General features: G+C 69.8%; 15 protein-coding genes. 7 read left to right on the forward strand and 8 right to left on the reverse strand.

What is annotated here, in order from left to right; all coding sequences use genetic code 11:
- The first annotated feature begins 31 nt into the window (after positions 1 to 31).
- Genes mnmG through B5X82_RS13730 form a run of 4 tightly spaced genes read left to right on the forward strand, consistent with a single transcriptional unit; the run spans position 32 to position 4213 of the window.
- Complete coding sequence (gene mnmG, locus B5X82_RS13715) at positions 32 to 1891, forward strand: tRNA uridine-5-carboxymethylaminomethyl(34) synthesis enzyme MnmG (protein WP_079648711.1); 1860 nt, start codon at positions 32 to 34, stop codon at positions 1889 to 1891.
- A 2-nt stretch (positions 1892 to 1893) separates the two neighbouring features.
- Positions 1894 to 2541 carry a 16S rRNA (guanine(527)-N(7))-methyltransferase RsmG gene (rsmG, locus tag B5X82_RS13720; protein ID WP_176152562.1) on the forward strand — a complete coding sequence of 216 codons (648 nt, stop codon included), beginning with the start codon at positions 1894 to 1896 and terminating at the stop codon, positions 2539 to 2541.
- A complete protein-coding gene (locus B5X82_RS13725; RefSeq protein ID WP_079648713.1) occupies positions 2538 to 3317 on the forward strand; it encodes a ParA family protein in 780 nt (259 codons plus the stop codon). The genes rsmG and B5X82_RS13725 overlap by 4 nt, the downstream gene beginning before the upstream one ends.
- On the forward strand, positions 3314 to 4213 hold the full coding sequence (locus B5X82_RS13730) for a ParB/RepB/Spo0J family partition protein (protein ID WP_079648714.1): 900 nt from the start codon (positions 3314 to 3316) through the stop codon (positions 4211 to 4213). The genes B5X82_RS13725 and B5X82_RS13730 overlap by 4 nt, the downstream gene beginning before the upstream one ends.
- Before the next feature lie 254 nt (positions 4214 to 4467).
- On the opposite strand, the gene holA is transcribed toward B5X82_RS13730, so the two are convergent.
- From holA to B5X82_RS13750, 4 genes are read right to left on the reverse strand one after another with little or no spacing between them, the layout of a single operon-like run.
- Positions 4468 to 5490: a DNA polymerase III subunit delta gene (holA, locus tag B5X82_RS13735; protein WP_079648715.1), complete on the reverse strand. Its 1023-nt coding sequence runs from the start codon at positions 5488 to 5490 to the stop codon at positions 4468 to 4470.
- 24 nt (positions 5491 to 5514) lie between these two features.
- A complete protein-coding gene (lptE, locus tag B5X82_RS13740; protein WP_079648716.1) occupies positions 5515 to 6021 on the reverse strand; it encodes an LPS assembly lipoprotein LptE in 507 nt (168 codons plus the stop codon).
- Positions 6018 to 8525 carry a leucine--tRNA ligase gene (gene leuS, locus B5X82_RS13745; RefSeq protein WP_079648717.1) on the reverse strand — a complete coding sequence of 836 codons (2508 nt, stop codon included), beginning with the start codon at positions 8523 to 8525 and terminating at the stop codon, positions 6018 to 6020. The genes lptE and leuS overlap by 4 nt, the downstream gene beginning before the upstream one ends.
- A 14-nt stretch (positions 8526 to 8539) precedes the next feature.
- Entirely contained in the window at positions 8540 to 8986 is a 447-nt protein-coding gene (locus B5X82_RS13750) for a DUF3576 domain-containing protein (RefSeq protein ID WP_079648718.1), read from the reverse strand.
- A 257-nt stretch (positions 8987 to 9243) separates the two neighbouring features.
- On the opposite strand from B5X82_RS13750, the gene B5X82_RS13755 reads away from it, so the two are divergent.
- Complete coding sequence (locus tag B5X82_RS13755) at positions 9244 to 9936, forward strand: porin (protein ID WP_079648719.1); 693 nt, start codon at positions 9244 to 9246, stop codon at positions 9934 to 9936.
- A gap of 195 nt (positions 9937 to 10131) precedes the next feature.
- On the opposite strand, the gene B5X82_RS13760 is transcribed toward B5X82_RS13755, so the two are convergent.
- Positions 10132 to 10665, reverse strand: coding sequence for a thiamine phosphate synthase (locus tag B5X82_RS13760; RefSeq protein WP_079648720.1), 534 nt, complete (start codon positions 10663 to 10665; stop codon positions 10132 to 10134).
- A gap of 22 nt (positions 10666 to 10687) precedes the next feature.
- Here B5X82_RS13760 and B5X82_RS13765 point away from each other — a divergent pair, with 22 nt between their 5' ends.
- Positions 10688 to 11353 carry a YggS family pyridoxal phosphate-dependent enzyme gene (locus tag B5X82_RS13765; RefSeq protein ID WP_079648721.1) on the forward strand — a complete coding sequence of 222 codons (666 nt, stop codon included), beginning with the start codon at positions 10688 to 10690 and terminating at the stop codon, positions 11351 to 11353.
- Positions 11354 to 11364: 11 nt separating this feature from the next.
- On the opposite strand, the gene B5X82_RS13770 is transcribed toward B5X82_RS13765, so the two are convergent.
- The 3 genes from B5X82_RS13770 to B5X82_RS13780 all read right to left on the reverse strand — a co-directional run bounded on the left by B5X82_RS13770 (position 11365) and on the right by B5X82_RS13780 (position 14412).
- On the reverse strand, positions 11365 to 12612 hold the full coding sequence (locus B5X82_RS13770; protein WP_079648722.1) for an alpha/beta fold hydrolase: 1248 nt from the start codon (positions 12610 to 12612) through the stop codon (positions 11365 to 11367).
- A gap of 106 nt (positions 12613 to 12718) precedes the next feature.
- Complete coding sequence (locus tag B5X82_RS13775; protein WP_079648723.1) at positions 12719 to 13636, reverse strand: zinc transporter ZntB; 918 nt, start codon at positions 13634 to 13636, stop codon at positions 12719 to 12721.
- Positions 13633 to 14412, reverse strand: a complete 780-nt coding sequence (locus B5X82_RS13780; RefSeq protein WP_079648724.1) for a precorrin-2 dehydrogenase/sirohydrochlorin ferrochelatase family protein — start codon at positions 14410 to 14412, stop codon at positions 13633 to 13635. Before B5X82_RS13780 ends, B5X82_RS13775 begins: the two co-directional genes overlap by 4 nt.
- Positions 14413 to 14497: 85 nt before the next feature.
- Here B5X82_RS13780 and B5X82_RS13785 point away from each other — a divergent pair, with 85 nt between their 5' ends.
- The gene (locus B5X82_RS13785; protein ID WP_079648725.1) at positions 14498 to 15493 is read left to right on the forward strand and encodes an aldo/keto reductase; all 996 of its coding nucleotides are present in this window, start codon (positions 14498 to 14500) and stop codon (positions 15491 to 15493) included.
- The last annotated feature ends 3 nt before the right edge of the window (positions 15494 to 15496 follow it).

The following is a 15496-nucleotide window of genomic DNA, read 5'->3' on the forward strand; positions in this document are numbered from 1 at the left end:
CTCCGGCGGCAGGGTCGGATAGCGCGCTCGCATGGCGGACAGCTTCGATGTGATCGTGGTCGGCGGCGGCCATGCCGGCTGCGAGGCGGCGGCGGCGGCGGCGCGGATGGGCGCGCGCACCGCGCTCGTCAGCATGCGGCGCGACATGATCGGGGCCATGTCCTGCAACCCTGCGATCGGAGGACTCGGCAAGGGCCATCTCGTTCGCGAGGTCGATGCCTGCGATGGGCTGATCGCCCGCGCCGCGGATCGTGCCGCGATCCATTATCGCATGCTCAACAGCAGCAAGGGCGCGGCGGTTCATGGGCCACGCATTCAGGCCGACCGCAAGCTCTATAAGGCAGCGATTCACGACCTGCTCGCCGAGCTCCCGATGCTGGAAATCATTGAAGGCGCGGCTGAGAGGTTGCTGGTTGAGGATGTTTCACGTGGAACATCCGGCCTGGTCCTGGCCGACGGGCGGAGGTTGACGGCACGAGCGGTGGTGCTTGCGACGGGAACCTTCCTCAACGCCAGGCTTCACTTCGGGATGGACTGCCGCGCCGGCGGACGTGTGGGGGAGGCGGCGGCCGTCGAACTTGCCGAGCAGCTGCGCGCCCTTGATCTGCCGATCGCCCGGCTCAAGACCGGGACTCCGCCGCGGCTCGATGGACGGACGATCGACTGGGCCCAGCTCGACCGCCAGCCTTCGGACGAGGGGAGGTGGACCTTCTCGGCGCTCACGCCGCGCCGCCTCGTTCCGCAGCTCGCCTGCGCGATCACCCGGACCAATCAGCGCACCCATGACGTGATCCGCGCTGGACTCGACCGGTCGCCGCTCTACTCGGGCGCGATAACCGGCGTCGGGCCGCGCTATTGCCCGTCGATCGAGGACAAGGTCCACCGCTTCGGCGATCGCGACGGGCACCAGATATTCCTCGAACCCGAGGGCCTCGACGATCACACCATCTATCCCAATGGCGTCTCGACCTCGCTGCCCGAGGATGTTCAACGCGCGATGCTGCGGACCGTGCCGGGGCTCGAGCGGGTCGAGATTCTCCAGCCCGGCTATGCCGTCGAATATGATTATATCGATCCACGTGCGCTGACCGCCGGGCTTGGGCTGCGGGCTCTGCCGGGCCTGTTCTGCGCCGGGCAGATCAACGGCACCACCGGTTATGAGGAGGCCGCCGCGCAGGGGCTCGCCGCCGGGATGAATGCAGCCGCCTTCGCGGCCGGCCAGCCCGAAATCCATTTCGACCGGGCGACCAGCTATATCGGCGTTATGATCGACGACCTTACGCTGCAGGGCGTGTCCGAACCTTATCGCATGCTCACCGCCCGCGCCGAGTATCGGCTGCGGCTGCGCGCCGACAACGCCGGCAGCCGCCTGACCGGCTGGGCAGACTCGCATGGCGCGATCTCGGCTACGCGCCGGATGTTCCACGTGGAACGTGAAGCGCACCGCATGGCTATGGCCGATCGCCTCGCGACGCGCATCGCCGGGTCAGGCGAGCTGGTCGCGGCCGGCGCGGCGGTCGCCGACGACCATGGCCGGCGGTCGCTGGCCGAGTGGCTGCGGTTCCCCGAGGTCGGCGACGCCACACTGATTGCCCTGGCGCCCGAGCTCGCCGCGGTCCCGGAGGATGTCCGCGCCGAGGTGATCCAGGACGGCCGCTACGCGCCCTATCTCGCTCGCCAGGACCAGGAGATCGCTCGGCTGCGCGCCGATGAGCGGATCGGTCTCGCCGCGATCGCGGACTATGGTGCGATCGCCGGACTGTCGAACGAGATGGTCGAGCGCCTCAACGTAGCGCGTCCCGCCGATCTCGCCGCGGCGGGGCGGGTGCGCGGCGTCACCCCGGCCGCGCTCGCCGCCATCATGGTCCACGCCCGGCGGCTCGCGGCATGAGCATGACCGAGCAGGAGGCGCGCGCCTGGATCGAGGGGTGTGTTCCACGTGGAACAATGACGGGGCTGGAAAAATTCGTCGCGATGATCCTCGACGAGATGCCGCGACAGAACCTCATCGCGGCCTCGACCGCCGAGCATATCTGGAGCCGCCATATCGTCGATTCGGCGCAGCTCGTGCCGATGGTCGGCGGGGGCGGTCCGCTGCGCTGGATCGATCTCGGTTCGGGCGCCGGCTTCCCCGGCATGGTCGTGGCGCTGATGCTGCCAGAGGTCCGCATGACGCTGGTCGAGTCGCGCCGCAAGCGGATCGACTTTCTGCGCTTCATGGCCGAATCGCTCGGTATCGCTGATCGGGTGGCGGTGGCGGGCCAGCGGCTCGAGATGCTCGACTCGAGCCCGTATGACGTGATCAGCGCCCGGGCTTTCGCTCCGCTCGATCGGCTGTTGCCGCTCGCGCACCGTTTTTCGCACGATGCCACGCTCTGGCTGTTGCCGAAGGGACGTAGCGCTGCATCCGAACTGGAAGCCGTAACCACTTCGTGGCAGGGTGATTTCCGGGTCGTGCCAAGCAAGACCGACCCGGACGCGGCGATCATCGTCGCGTCGCAGGTTCAGCCGCAGGGCAAAGGTCAAAAGGGACGCCGATGATCCGCATCGCGATCGCCAACCAGAAGGGCGGGGTGGGCAAGACGACCACCGCGATCAACCTCGCCACCGCGCTGGCGGCGACCGGCTGGCGGGTGCTGCTCGTCGACTTCGACCCGCAGGGCAACGCGTCGACCGGGCTCGGCGTCGAGCAGGCGTCGCGGGAGCGGTCGAGCTATGAGCTGCTTCGCCGCGACTGCTCGCTCGGCGAGGCGGTGGTCGCGACCAGGATCCCGCGGCTCGATATCGTGCCGGCGACGGTCGACCTGACCGGCGCCGAGATCGAGCTGATCGACGTCGAGAAGCGTACCCACCGGCTCCACGATGCGCTCGCCCAGGACGAGAATCGCTGGGACGTCTGTCTGATCGATTGTCCGCCTTCGCTCGGCCTGTTGACCGTCAACGCGCTGGTCGCGGCGAACATGATGCTGGTGCCGCTGCAGTGCGAATTCTTCGCACTGGAGGGGCTGACCCAGCTGCTCCAGACGATCGAGCGGGTGCGCGCGCGCTTCAATCCGCAGCTCTCGATCCTGGGAGTCGCGCTGACCATGTACGACCGGCGCAATCGGCTGTCCGAACAGGTGGCCGCCGATGTGCGCGATGTTCTGGGGAATGTGGTGTTCGATACGGTGATCCCGCGCAACGTCCGCCTGTCCGAAGCGCCGAGCCATGGTGTGCCGGCGCTGATCTACGACCATCGCTGCCCGGGGTCCGAGGCCTATATCGCCCTTGCGCGCGAGTGCATCGCCCGGCTCACCAACAAGGCGCAGGCGGCATGAGCGCCGACGGTCCGCGCCGCGGCCTCGGCCGGGGCCTGTCGTCGCTGCTCGGCGAGGTGGCGACCGAGCAGCCGATCGCGCCCGGCGCCGAGCGTCCCTCGGGCATCCGCATGATCCAGGTCGCGGACATCAAGCCCAACCCCAGCCAGCCGCGCCGCCATTTCGACGACACCGCGCTCGACGAGCTCGCCGCCTCGATCGGCGCGCGGGGGCTGATCCAGCCGATCGTCGTCCGCACCCATCCGTCGGCCGGCGGCTACCAGATCATCGCCGGCGAGCGGCGCTGGCGGGCGGCGCAGCGCGCGCGCATCCACGAACTGCCGGCGATCGTCCGCGAACTGTCCGACGCGCAGACGTTCGAGCTGGCAATCGTCGAGAACGTCCAGCGCCAGGACCTCAACGCGATCGAGGAGGCCGAGGCCTATCATCGGCTGATCGGCGACTTCGGCCATACCCAGGAGATGCTGGGCAAGCTGGTCGGCAAGTCGCGCAGCCATGTCGCCAACCTGATGCGGCTGCTCGACCTGCCCAAGCCGGTGCGCGACATGGTCGCCGACGGCCGGCTGTCGATGGGCCATGCCCGCGCGCTCGTCACCGCGCCCAATGCCGAGGAGCTGGCCGAGCAGGTCGTCACCCAGCAACTGTCGGTGCGCGACGCCGAGAAGCTCGTCCAGACGGGACGGAGCGGGGGAGGCGCGGCGCCCAAGCCTGTCGCGCCGCGCCCGGCGCAACCCGCCGACGCCGACATCGCCGCGCTCGAACGCCATCTCGGCGACATCCTCGGGCTCAAGGTGACGATCGAGCATGGCGAGAAGGGTGGCCGGATCGGCATCGCCTATTCGACCCTCGACCAGCTCGACCTGGTCTGCCAGCGGCTGAGCGGCGAGCCGATCTGAGACGGCGTGCGAAGCGCCTCGGATGGGGTGGCGGTTCCTGCGGCCAAGTCCTTGATTTCGAATCGGTGAAACCGTTCGTCCCGAGCGAAGTCGAGGGACGTTTGCTCCCGGAACGTGTCTCGACTGCGCTGGACACGAACGGACCTTCCGTTCAGTGCTTCACACGGCGTCTCAACATCGAATAGATATGGGCTCCAGCCTCTGCTGGAGCGACGGGGTGTTGAGACTTTGGTCGAGCTACCTCACAGCCGGTCTCAGCGGCGAGCCGAGGCCGCGACCCGCGCGATGGTGAGAAGTTCCTCGCCGATCAATATCATGCCGGGCGATCCTGAGCGCTTATAGGCGCGTTCGAGCGCGGCGAGGCGGGTGGTGGCGGTGGCGATGCGGTCCGGCGACCAGCGCTGAAGAAGCCCGGCCACCACCTTCTGATCCTTCCAGAAGATCGCCTTGCCGGCGCCCGCCATCACTGCGTCGACGCTCTGGCCAGCGGCGACCTCGGCCCGCAACGGGGCGATCTGGGCCAGGCGGCGGAGCACCGCGCGGACCGCGCCGATCGCTTCGGGGGCGCCGATCAGCGCCAGCTCGGCCGCCGCCTGTTCGGGCCGTCCGCCCATCACCGCGTCGACGATCGCGCTGAGGTCGCTCTCGTCGTTGACCGCGCCGACCGTCTCGAAGGCGGCCGCATCGGCGGGCCTGGGATCGTCCGGGCTGGCGTCGAGGAACAGCGCCAGCTTCTCCAGCTCGCGGGCGATCAGCGCCCGATCGGCATTGGTCGCGGCGACGATCGCCTGCGCGGCGCGCGGATCGAGCCGCAGCCCCAGCTCGCGGGCGATCTCGACCGCAACCTGGTCGGCGGCGCGGCCCTCGGGCAGGTAGGAGGCGAAGGCGAGCGCCATCGGCGAGGCGAGGGCGAGCTTCACCAGCTTCGCGTCCTTGCGCAGGTTCCCCGCGACCACGACCACCGGATTGCCGGCCGAGGGTGCTTCCAGCAGCGCCTGCGCGGCATCGATGATCTCGTCGCCGGCCGGATCGACGCGGATGTGGCGGGCGCCGCCGAACAGCGAGATCGAGGCGGCCTCGTCGGCGAGCCGCGCCGGGTCCTCCTTGAGCTGCGCGCCGGCGATGTCGATCCGCTCGGCCTCGGCGCCCATCGCCTTGTCGATACGCGCGGCGAGGGCGCGCGATCCCGACTCGTCGGGGCCGTAGAGGAGGATCAGCCGGACGGCGGGATCGGGCCGGTCGAGCGCCCGCTGGATCTGGCCGGCATCGGCTTTCATGGGGCGCTCATCGGCATCGCGCGCTCACTGGCCCGCGCTGCGCCCCGCATAGGTGGCGAGGCGCGCGACGATCTGGTCGGCGAGATTCTCGGTCAGCCGTTCGAGCGCGGTCTGCTCGGCGGCGACGGTGGCATATTCGGAGCCGGTGACATCGATCCCGGCGTCGGCCGCGGCGGTCTGGTCAAGCAGCACGCCGCCGGTCGCCGCATCGAGCAGGCGGTAGCGCGCGCGCAACGTGCGCCGCTCGCGGCTTACCGCATTGTCCTGGCGGATACCGAAGCCGGTGATCTGGTCGTCGAGCTCGACTTCAAGCCGGAAGCGCGGGGTCGTCTCGCCCTGGCGATGGAGCCGGTCGTTGAGCGCGTTGCGGATCAGCCAGCCGCTCTGGCCGCCGACCGGCGCGACCTCGACCGCGCGCAGGGATGAGGCGACCGATCCGGCGCCGCCGTCGGCGTAGAGCGGCCGGAGCGCGCAGCCGGGCAACGCCGCGACAGCAGCGGCGAGGGCGATCAGGGCCGCCAGCCGCTTCATGCGACGATGTTCACCAGGCGGTCGGGCACGACGATCACCTTGCGCGGCGCGGCACCTTCGAGCAGCCGGGCGATCTTCTCGGATTCGAGCGCCATCCGTTCGAGCGCGTCCTTCGGGGCGCCCTTGGGAGCGGTCAGCGTGTCGCGCAGCTTGCCGTTGACCTGCACCGCGATCGTCACCTCGTCGTCGACCAGCAGCGCGGGATCATGCGCCGGCCAGGCGGCGTCGGCAACCAGTCCCTGTTCGCCGAGCCGGGCCCAGGCCTCCTCGGCCAGATGCGGTACCATCGGCGCGACCAGGCGGACCAGCGTGCGCGCGGCGGCGGTGCGGCTGGCCGAAGGCTGAGCCTTCTCGATCGCGTTGGCCAGCTCGTGGACCTTGGCGACGGCGCGGTTGAAGCCGAGCGCCTCGATGTCGACGGCGATACCGGCGATTGCCTTGTGGAGCTTGCGGTCGAGATCCTTATCCTCGCCCTCAGCCGCCTCGGCCGGATCGGTGATCCGCCACAGCCGGTTGACGAAGCGCCAGCAGCCCTCGATGCCGCTCTCGGTCCATTCGAGGTCGCGCTCGGGCGGGCTGTCGGACAGCATGAACCAGCGCACCGCGTCCGCGCCATACTGCTCGACGATCGGGCCCGGATCGACGACGTTCTTCTTCGACTTGGACATCTTCTCGATGCGGCCAACCGTCACCGGCGCGCCGGTCGCGACGACGATGCCGTCGGAGACCTCCTCGGGGCTCAGCCACTGTCCGGCCGGGTCCTTGTAGGTCTCGTGCGTCACCATGCCCTGGGTGAACAGCCCGGTGAACGGCTCCTTGACCCCGATCCGGCCGATCCGTTCGAGCGCGCGGGTCCAGAAGCGCGCGTAGAGCAGGTGGAGGATCGCATGCTCGACCCCGCCGATATACTGGCCGACCGGCATCCAGCTTTCGGCGACGGCACGGTCGAACGGCTTGTCCGACGGCTGGCTGGCGAAGCGGATGAAATACCAGGAGGAATCGACGAAGGTGTCGAGCGTGTCGGTCTCGCGCCGCGCAGGCTCGCCGCAGCTCGGGCAGTCGACATGCTTCCAGGTCGGATGACGATCGAGCGGATTGCCGGGGATGTCGAAGGCGACGTCCTCGGGCAGAACGACGGGGAGCTGGTCGTGCGGCACGGGAACCGCGCCGCAGCCTTCGCAATGGATGATCGGGATCGGCGTGCCCCAATAGCGCTGGCGCGACACGCCCCAGTCGCGCAGCCGCCACACGGTGGTGCCCTGGCCCCAGCCCTCGGCCTCGGCGCGCGCGATCACCGCGGCCTTCGCCTCCTCGACCGACAGGCCGTCGAGGAAGGCCGAATTGACGATGCGGCCGGGCCCGACATAGGCCTCGTCGCCGATCGGCGCGGCGGCTTCCTCGGGGGAGGGGGCGACGACCCGCTTGACCGGCAGCGCATATTTGCGCGCGAAGTCGAGGTCGCGCTGGTCATGCGCCGGGCAGCCGAACACCGCGCCGGTGCCATAGTCCATCAGCACGAAATTGGCGACGAACAGCGGCAGCTTCCAGTCGGGGTCGAGCGGGTGGACCACCGACAGGCCGGTGTCATAGCCCTTCTTCTCCGCGGTCTCGATCTCGGCCGCGGCGGTGCCGGTGCGCTTGCAGTCGGCGATGAACGCCTGCAGCGCCGGGTTGCCCGCACTCAACGCCTGCGCGATCGGGTGATCGGCGGCGATCGCGGCGAAGCTGGCGCCGAACAGCGTATCGGGCCGCGTGGTGAACACGTCGAAGCTGGTCAGATTGCCGGCGGGTGTGTCCAACTCGAAGGTGAAGCGCATCCCCTGCGACTTGCCGATCCAGTTCTCCTGCATCGTCCGGACCTTCTCGGGCCACTGGTCGAGCGTCTTGAGACCTTCGAGCAGGTCGTCGGCGAAGTCGGTGATCTTGAGGAACCACTGGTTGAGCTTGCGCCGCTCGACCAGCGCACCCGATCGCCAGCCGCGCCCGTCGATCACCTGTTCGTTGGCGAGCACGGTCATATCGACCGGGTCCCAGTTGACAGCCGATTCCTTGCGATAGACCAGGCCGGCCGCGTAGAGATCGAGGAACAGCGCCTGCTCCTGGCCGTAATAGTCGGGCTCGCAGGTCGCGAGCTCACGGCTCCAGTCGAGCGCGAAGCCGATCCGCTTGAGCTGTTCGCGCATCGCCGCGATGTTGGCGCGGGTCCAGTCGCCGGGATGGACCTTCTTCTCCATCGCCGCATTCTCGGCCGGCATGCCGAAGGCGTCCCACCCCATTGGATGGAGCACCTCGAAGCCCTTCATTCGCCGATAGCGTGCGAGCACGTCGCCCATCGTATAGTTGCGGACATGGCCCATGTGGATGCGCCCCGATGGATAGGGGAACATCTCCAGCACATAGGATTTGGGCTTGGGACTGTCGTCGCGCGCCTGGAAGGTGCCCTGGCTTTCCCAGACCCCCTGCCAGTGCGCGTCCGCCTTGAGATGGTTGAAACGCGCGCTCACTCTGTATTCCGTTTCTATCCGACGCTGACGGTGGCGCGGCGCAGGTCGCGCGCCTTGGTCAGGATGATGTCTTCCAGCTTCTGCACCGTCGACGCCTGGACCGCGGCATCGACCCAGTTGCCGTTCGACAGCACCTGGCGCTGCGCCGCGACGCGGACCGCGTCGGCGCGCAGGTCGGCGTCGAGGATGGTGACGGTCAGCTTCATGCGCTCGGCGGGCTGGTTGGGATTCACATACCAGTCGGTGACGATCACGCCGCCGTTCGAATCGGTCTGCAGCAGCGGCATGAAGCTCAGCGTCTCGAGCGACGCTTTCCACAGATAGGTGTTGATGCCGATCGTCGTGGTCCTGGCCGCCGCGACGTCGGAGGCGAACTGCGCCTTGTTGCGTCCGCCGCCGCAGCCGGCCAGCAGGGCGACGAGGGCGATGGCGGTCGCGGTGCGAAGGGTGCGGCTGGTCATGTCCGGGGCGTCCTTGGGGATCGATGTCTCGCGATGCGGCCGTTATAGTCGGAACCCCCGGCCCCGCAAGCGATCTTGACAGGATCGGGCGGTGCGCGCCGCTCCGGCTGTGGAGTCCGTGCAACAATGACTTTTTTTCTCAACAGGCAGGGAAATTCGCCGAGACGCGGCTGGTATCGACTCGGCTGCGATGCTAGGGCGACTGAATATAGAATAAAATCGAGTTGCGCAGGATGATGGCAAAGGGGGTCCGAGGAGTGCTGATTGGCGCCGCTGCGGCTGCGTCCATAGCCTTCGTCGCGCCTGCCGACTCCGCCAAGCCCGCGCCCACCCCCAAGGTCAAGATCGACAAGAAGAAGGCCCGCGGAATCGGCTTCTTCACGCCGACCGCGTCGGACCCGCGCCAGGCCGCCCTGTTCGATCGCATCGGCGGCAGCTTCAACGATCCCGGTTTCCGCTTCACGCCGTCGGGCGGCAGCAGCAAGCGCGCGGTGACCGTCGCGATCCGCGCCCGGTCGAGCAACAAGCCCAGCGCGGGCGCGCTTGCCGCCGCTAACAGCTCGAACATCGCCGCCGGCCTCGCCCCCAGCGCCTACAGCCTGGGCGCCTCGGTCGGCTGGAAGCATTTCGCGCTGTCGGGCGACTTCGCCAAGATCGACGGCGGCGCGGTGCCCGAGGGCCGCGAGATGGCCGACATCGGCCTGAGCTATTCGGGCCGCAAGTGGAGCACCCGCCTGCTGTTCGGCGCCGAGCGCGCCACCGGCAACGCCACGATCGGCGGCCCCGACGAGGCGATGTCGGTCGACCTGGGCGGCTCCTTCTCGCTGACCCGCAACCTCGAACTGTCGGGCGGCGTCCGCTACAAGTCGCAGCGCGAGCGCCTCGATCTGAGCAGCGACCAGCGTCGCGACAGCCAGGCGATCTACATCGGAACTGCCTTCAAGTTCTAATGCCGGGCCGGCGGCTGGTTTTTGCTTCATCAACATAGCCGTCATGCCTGCGGAGGCAGGCATCCATGTCTGTTGTCTTCTCAGATGCGGTCTGGCTGATGAGAGACATGGGCCCCAGCCTTCGGCCAGAGGCCGAAGTTTATCCCGAGCGCCTGCCTTGCAGGCAGTCGAGGGGCTGGGGCGACGTTCGTTAACTCACATCCAGGCATCGATCGCCGCCCAGCCATAGGCGCCGACCGCGATCGCCGCGCGGCCGCGTCGCAGGTCGACGCCGCCCAGTGCGATTACCGGCAGGCGGGTCGCCCGCGCCAGCGCCGCGAAGCGCATCCGCCCGAGCGCCGGGGCACCGGGGTGCGAGCGGGTGGGGTGGAGCGGCGACAGCAGCAGCGCCGTCGCGCTCGATCGTTCGGCCGCGCGGATCTCGCGCAGGTCGTGGGCCGGCGCTGTGCCGGCGCGCGGCGGGCCCGGACGGCGGTGGTGCGCCCCATCGGCGCCCCAGCGCCGCGCTTCGCCCTCGTCGCCGGCCAGCAGCAGGATCAGCCCGCGCCGGCGCGCGATCCGGCGGACCCGCTCGAACAGGCGGTGGCGCTCCCCATCCGGCAAGGATTTGTGGCGGAAGATGACCCCCGATCCCGGCGGCAGGCGGCGCAGCGCCGTCCATAGCGCTTCACCCTGCCGCTCGTCGGTCATCATCCACAACGACGGAAGCTCGGGCTGGCGGGGCTGCATCGCGCCTCCTATAGCGTGGCCCATGTCCGATATCGACACCGCTTCCCGCCGCCTCGCCGACATCCGCGCGCGGATCGCCCATGCCGCCGCGCTGGCCGATCGTGATCCCGCCGCGATCGAGCTGATCGCCATCTCCAAGACCAAGCCTGCCGAGGCGATCGCGCCGCTGATCGCCGCCGGCCAGACCGGCTTCGGCGAGAATCGCGTGCAGGAGGCCGAGGCGAAATGGCCGGCGCTCAGGGAGGGGCGGGGCCTTCGGCTGCACCTCGTCGGCCAGCTCCAGTCGAACAAGGCGAAGGAGGCCGTCGCGCTGTTCGACGCGATCCACTCGGTCGACCGGCCCTCGCTGATCGAGGCGCTGGCCAGGGCGATGGATGGCGCGGGGCGGCGGCCCGACTGCTTCGTCCAGGTCAATATCGGCGCCGAGGAGCAGAAGGGCGGCTGCGCGATCGACGGGCTGCCCGCGATGCTGGCGCGGGCGGGCGACGCCGGGTTGCCGGTGGTCGGGTTGATGGCCGTGCCCCCCGCCGACGTCGAGCCCGCCCCCTATTTCGCGCTGCTCGCCAAGCTGGCGAAGCGGCACGGGCTCGCGGGGCTCAGCATGGGCATGTCGGGCGATTTCGAGACCGCGGTGATGCTGGGCGCCACCCATGTCCGCGTCGGCACCGCGTTGTTCGGCGCGCGGTAAGCCAAGGCTGATCAGGTGGTGAATCGCTCCAGCGGCCGGCGGCCGGCGAGCGAGCGGCGCCGCTCGGGCAGGACGCGGGGCAGGCGGTGCGCCGCCCAGCGTAGCAGCCGCCATCCGGCGAAGGCGGGCAAGGCCGCATAGCGCCAGCGATAGCGGAACAGCGCGGCGCGATAGAAGGCATTATGCGGGGCGAGGCGGATCGCCAGCCGGGCGGGCCGCAGCGCGTCCTTGGTGCGCCCCGACAGCCACAGCATATGGCCGAGGACATGCTGGACATGTGCCTGCTCGGGCCAGGCCGCCGCCAGCCGCTTCGCCAGCGCCAGCGCCGCCGGCCGCTCACCCGCATCGGCCAGCGCCATGGCATAGGGCAGCGCATAGCTCCAGAACTCGCCCGACAGCTCGCATGCGCGGGCGTGCGCCGCCAGCGCCTCTGCGGCCTGACCCGCCAGGGCGAGACGGACCGCGAGGACATGGTGGACCAGATCGACATCGGGCACGGCCGCGACCGCGCGGCGCGCCAGCGCGATCCCCAGCTGGGGGCGGCAGGCGGGCTGGCGGCGGGCGAGCTCGCACAGATAGACCGGGTCGGTCTTGCGCGCCGCCATCACCCGCTGGCGGAATGGCGCCAGTGCGAAGCTGCCGTCGAGTACCGACAGCATCAGGTCGGGCAGCAGGCCGGTCGACCCGAGGAAGGTGGTCGCCGGATGCGCGGCGTGGCGGATAGGTACCGCCCGGCACCGCATGTCGCAGGCGATCCGGCGGACATGCTCGCCATCCTCTATCGTCGGGTCATAGACGATCACCGGATCGGCGGCGCAGCGGATCGGGCGATCGGGCTCGCCGCGCCAGTCGATCCGCCGGGCGTCCTCGGGCCATCGCCATTCGAACGGCACCTTGGCCGGATCGTTCGAATATTGCGGCGAGATCGCGAGGCAGCCATGGGCGCCCAGCGCGTCGGCGAAGCGGATCGCGGCATAGCCGCCCATGCTCGATCCATAGGTGATCACCCGGTCGGCCCGCAGCAGCGCCGATCGCGCGGCGGCGAGGGCCGCGTCCATGTCGGGATATTGGTACCAGTCGTTGCCCCGGCCGAGGATGGTGATCAGCGATATGCCCCGCGCCGCCAGGAACTCCTCGCCGAAGCCGGGCCGGTCGAAGCTGCCGGTGATCCCATAATGGTCGAAGGTGACGACCCAGTGCTTCCGGCACCGGCCGCCGCGCTTGCGCACGAGCAATGTGTCGCTGCGATAGATCTCCATGCCCCGCCCGTGCCAAGCCGGAGCGGCGCGTGCGACAGGAGCTTCGTCGGCGGGCGAACGGGCGAATGGGCGATCGGGACGGCCATCGTTGCCGGCGCCCGTCCAGTCAGTTGCGGAACCATTTCGCGGCGGCGAACCACAGCGCCACGCCGGCGCCGACCAGCAGGCTGAACCCCGTCACCGCCCAGAAGGACAAGGGATGGTGGGCATAGGGGATGCCGTCGACGTTCATCCCGAACAGTCCGGTGACGAAGGTCAGCGGCAGGAAGATCAGCGCGACGATCGCGATGACCAGCGAGCGGCGGTCGATCTTCTCGGCGCGCAGGTCGGTGATCTGTTCGTGGAGCAGCGCCGATCGCTCGCGCACCGCCTCCAGCTCCTCGGCCATGCGCGCGAAGCGGTCGGCGGCCTCGCGCAGGTGGATGCGGTCGTCGTCCTCGATCCAGTCGAGCTCGAGCAGCGCCATCGCCTCGAGCGCCTGGCGCTGCGGCACGATGAACCGGCGATAGCTGATCGCGGTCGACCGCGCCTTGGCGATGTGGCGGCGCAGGTGGAAGGTCTCGGCCGACAGCGCCAGCTCGCAATCGTCGACCTGATCGCCCAGGTCGGCGACCACCGGATCGAGATGGCGGGCGATCTGCACCGCCAGTGCGGCGATCAGGTCGCCGGGGTCGAGGAACTCGCCCTTGTCCATCCGCTCGCGCAGGTCCTCCAGGCCCGCCATGCGGCGATAGCTGACCGACACCAGCCGTCCGCGCTCGGCCCAGATGCGGATCGAGACCAGCTCGTCGCCCTCGCCATGCTCGTCGCTGTGGCGAGGCCCGCGCAGGTTGATGATGACGCCGTCGTGAAGCGGCTGGCAGCGCGGCCGGGTCTCGGCGGTGGTCAGGTTGAAGCGGGCCGTCGGCGGCAGCCCGTGCGATTCATCCTCGAGCCACCGCATCGCCTGGGCATCGCGCCCGTCGAGATGGATCCAGCGGAACTGCCCCGCACCTTCCTCGCCGATGGTCCAGCCGGGTGTCATGCGAATCCCAGGTCGATCGACAGCCCCGGCCCGGACGCGGCAGGCGGGACGGCGCAGGCGTGCCGCGCGGCATCGGCGCGGGCGCGGGCGAGGATCGCCTGCGGCACGTCGGGGCGGTGGTAGAGCCGGTCCGCCTGGCCCAATAGCCGCGCCTCGCCCAGCGTCAGGTCGTCGGGATCGGCCGACCGCAACCGGATCGGCACGATCCGGTCGGCCGCCTCGACATGATCGGCGGCGAGCCAGCGATCGACCGCCTCGGCCGCGCCGTCGCCGAGCGGATCGAGCGGACCGCCCTCGGCAAGAGCAGCGTCGATCGCGCGGCGGCGGCTATCGGCATCGGGCCAGCGGGCGCGCATGCGGGCCCGGGCGGCGGCGAGCGCCTCGGCCAGCGCGCCCAGCCCGGCGGGGAGCAGCGCCTCGATCCGCTGGCGCAGCGCCTTGGCGAGCCCCGCCGATCGCCCGCCGGTGCCGATCGCGAGCAGCACCGGATCGCGATCGACGATCGCGGGCAGGGTGAAGTCGCACAGCGCCGGCCGGTCGGCGACGTTGACGATCAGGCCGCGCGCCTTGAGCCGCGCCGCCGTGGCGGCCGCCTCGGCCTCATCGGCGCAGGCGACGAAGGCGAGGCGCGCGCCGTGATCCTCGCCTTCCGCCTCGCCGACCGGCCGGCCGCCCGCGCGCTCGATCAGCCGCCGCTTCGCCTCGGCGGCATCCCCTTCGCCCAGCAGGACGACGGGCCGGCCGCGAAGATCGACGAAGATCGGCAGGCTGTGCATCGCACGCCTTGTCGCGCGCGGGCCGGCTTTTGCCAAGCCGCTTCGCATGGCAGAGGGGAGCGGCAACGCAACCGGAAGGATTCCCATGGCGAACAAACGCAGGCTCGGCCGCTTCTCGATCAACCCCATCGGCCTCGGCTGCATGAGCCTCAGCCAGGCCTATGGCCCGCAGCCCGACGAGGCGGCGTCCGAACGGCTGCTCCACCGCGCGCTCGATCTCGGCTGCGACTTCCTCGATACCGCGGCGATCTATGGCGAGGGGCACAACGAGACGCTGGTCGGCCGCACGCTCAAGGCGCGCCGCTCCGAATTCACCCTTGCGTCGAAATGCGGCTTCCGCGTCACGGCCGATAATCCGCGCGTCGTCGACGGGTCGCCCGCCGCGATCGCGGAGACGCTCGACGCCAGCCTGCGCCGGCTCGGGCTCGACCATATCGATCTCTATTATCTCCACCGGCCCGATCCGAGGACACCGATCGAGGAGTCGGTCGGCGCGCTCGCCCGCGCAGTCGAGGCGGGAAAGATCGGCGCGATCGGCCTGTCCGAGGTGTCGGCCGACCAGCTCCGCCGCGCCCATGCCGCGCATCCGATCACCGCGCTGCAGACCGAATATTCGCTGTGGACGCGCAATCCCGAGATAGCGGTGCTCGACGTCTGCCGCGAATTGGGCGTGACCTTCGTTGCCTTCTCGCCGGTGGCGCGCGGCTTCCTGGCAGGGGCGTTCGAAACGCCCCGGATGCTGGGCCGCGACGACATCCGCTTCGCCATGCCGCGCTTCCAGGGCGACGACGTTGTACGGAACCAGGCGCTCTACGGTCCATACAAAGCGATCGCCGAGGAGATCGGCTGCACCCCGGCGCAGCTCGCACTCGCCTGGCTGCTCCATCGCGATCCGGCGCTCGTAACGATCCCCGGCACCCACCAGATCGCACATCTTGAGGAGAATATGGCCGCGAACGAGGTCAGCCTGTCGCCCGACCATATGGCCGCGCTCGACACGCTGGTGAACCAGGAGACCGTGTCGGGCGGGCGCTACAACGCCGCGCAGCAGGCAACCGTCACGACCGAGCAGTTCGCCTGACTC

Source organism: Rhizorhabdus histidinilytica (assembly GCF_900167915.1).
Lineage (GTDB): Bacteria > Pseudomonadota > Alphaproteobacteria > Sphingomonadales > Sphingomonadaceae > Rhizorhabdus > Rhizorhabdus histidinilytica.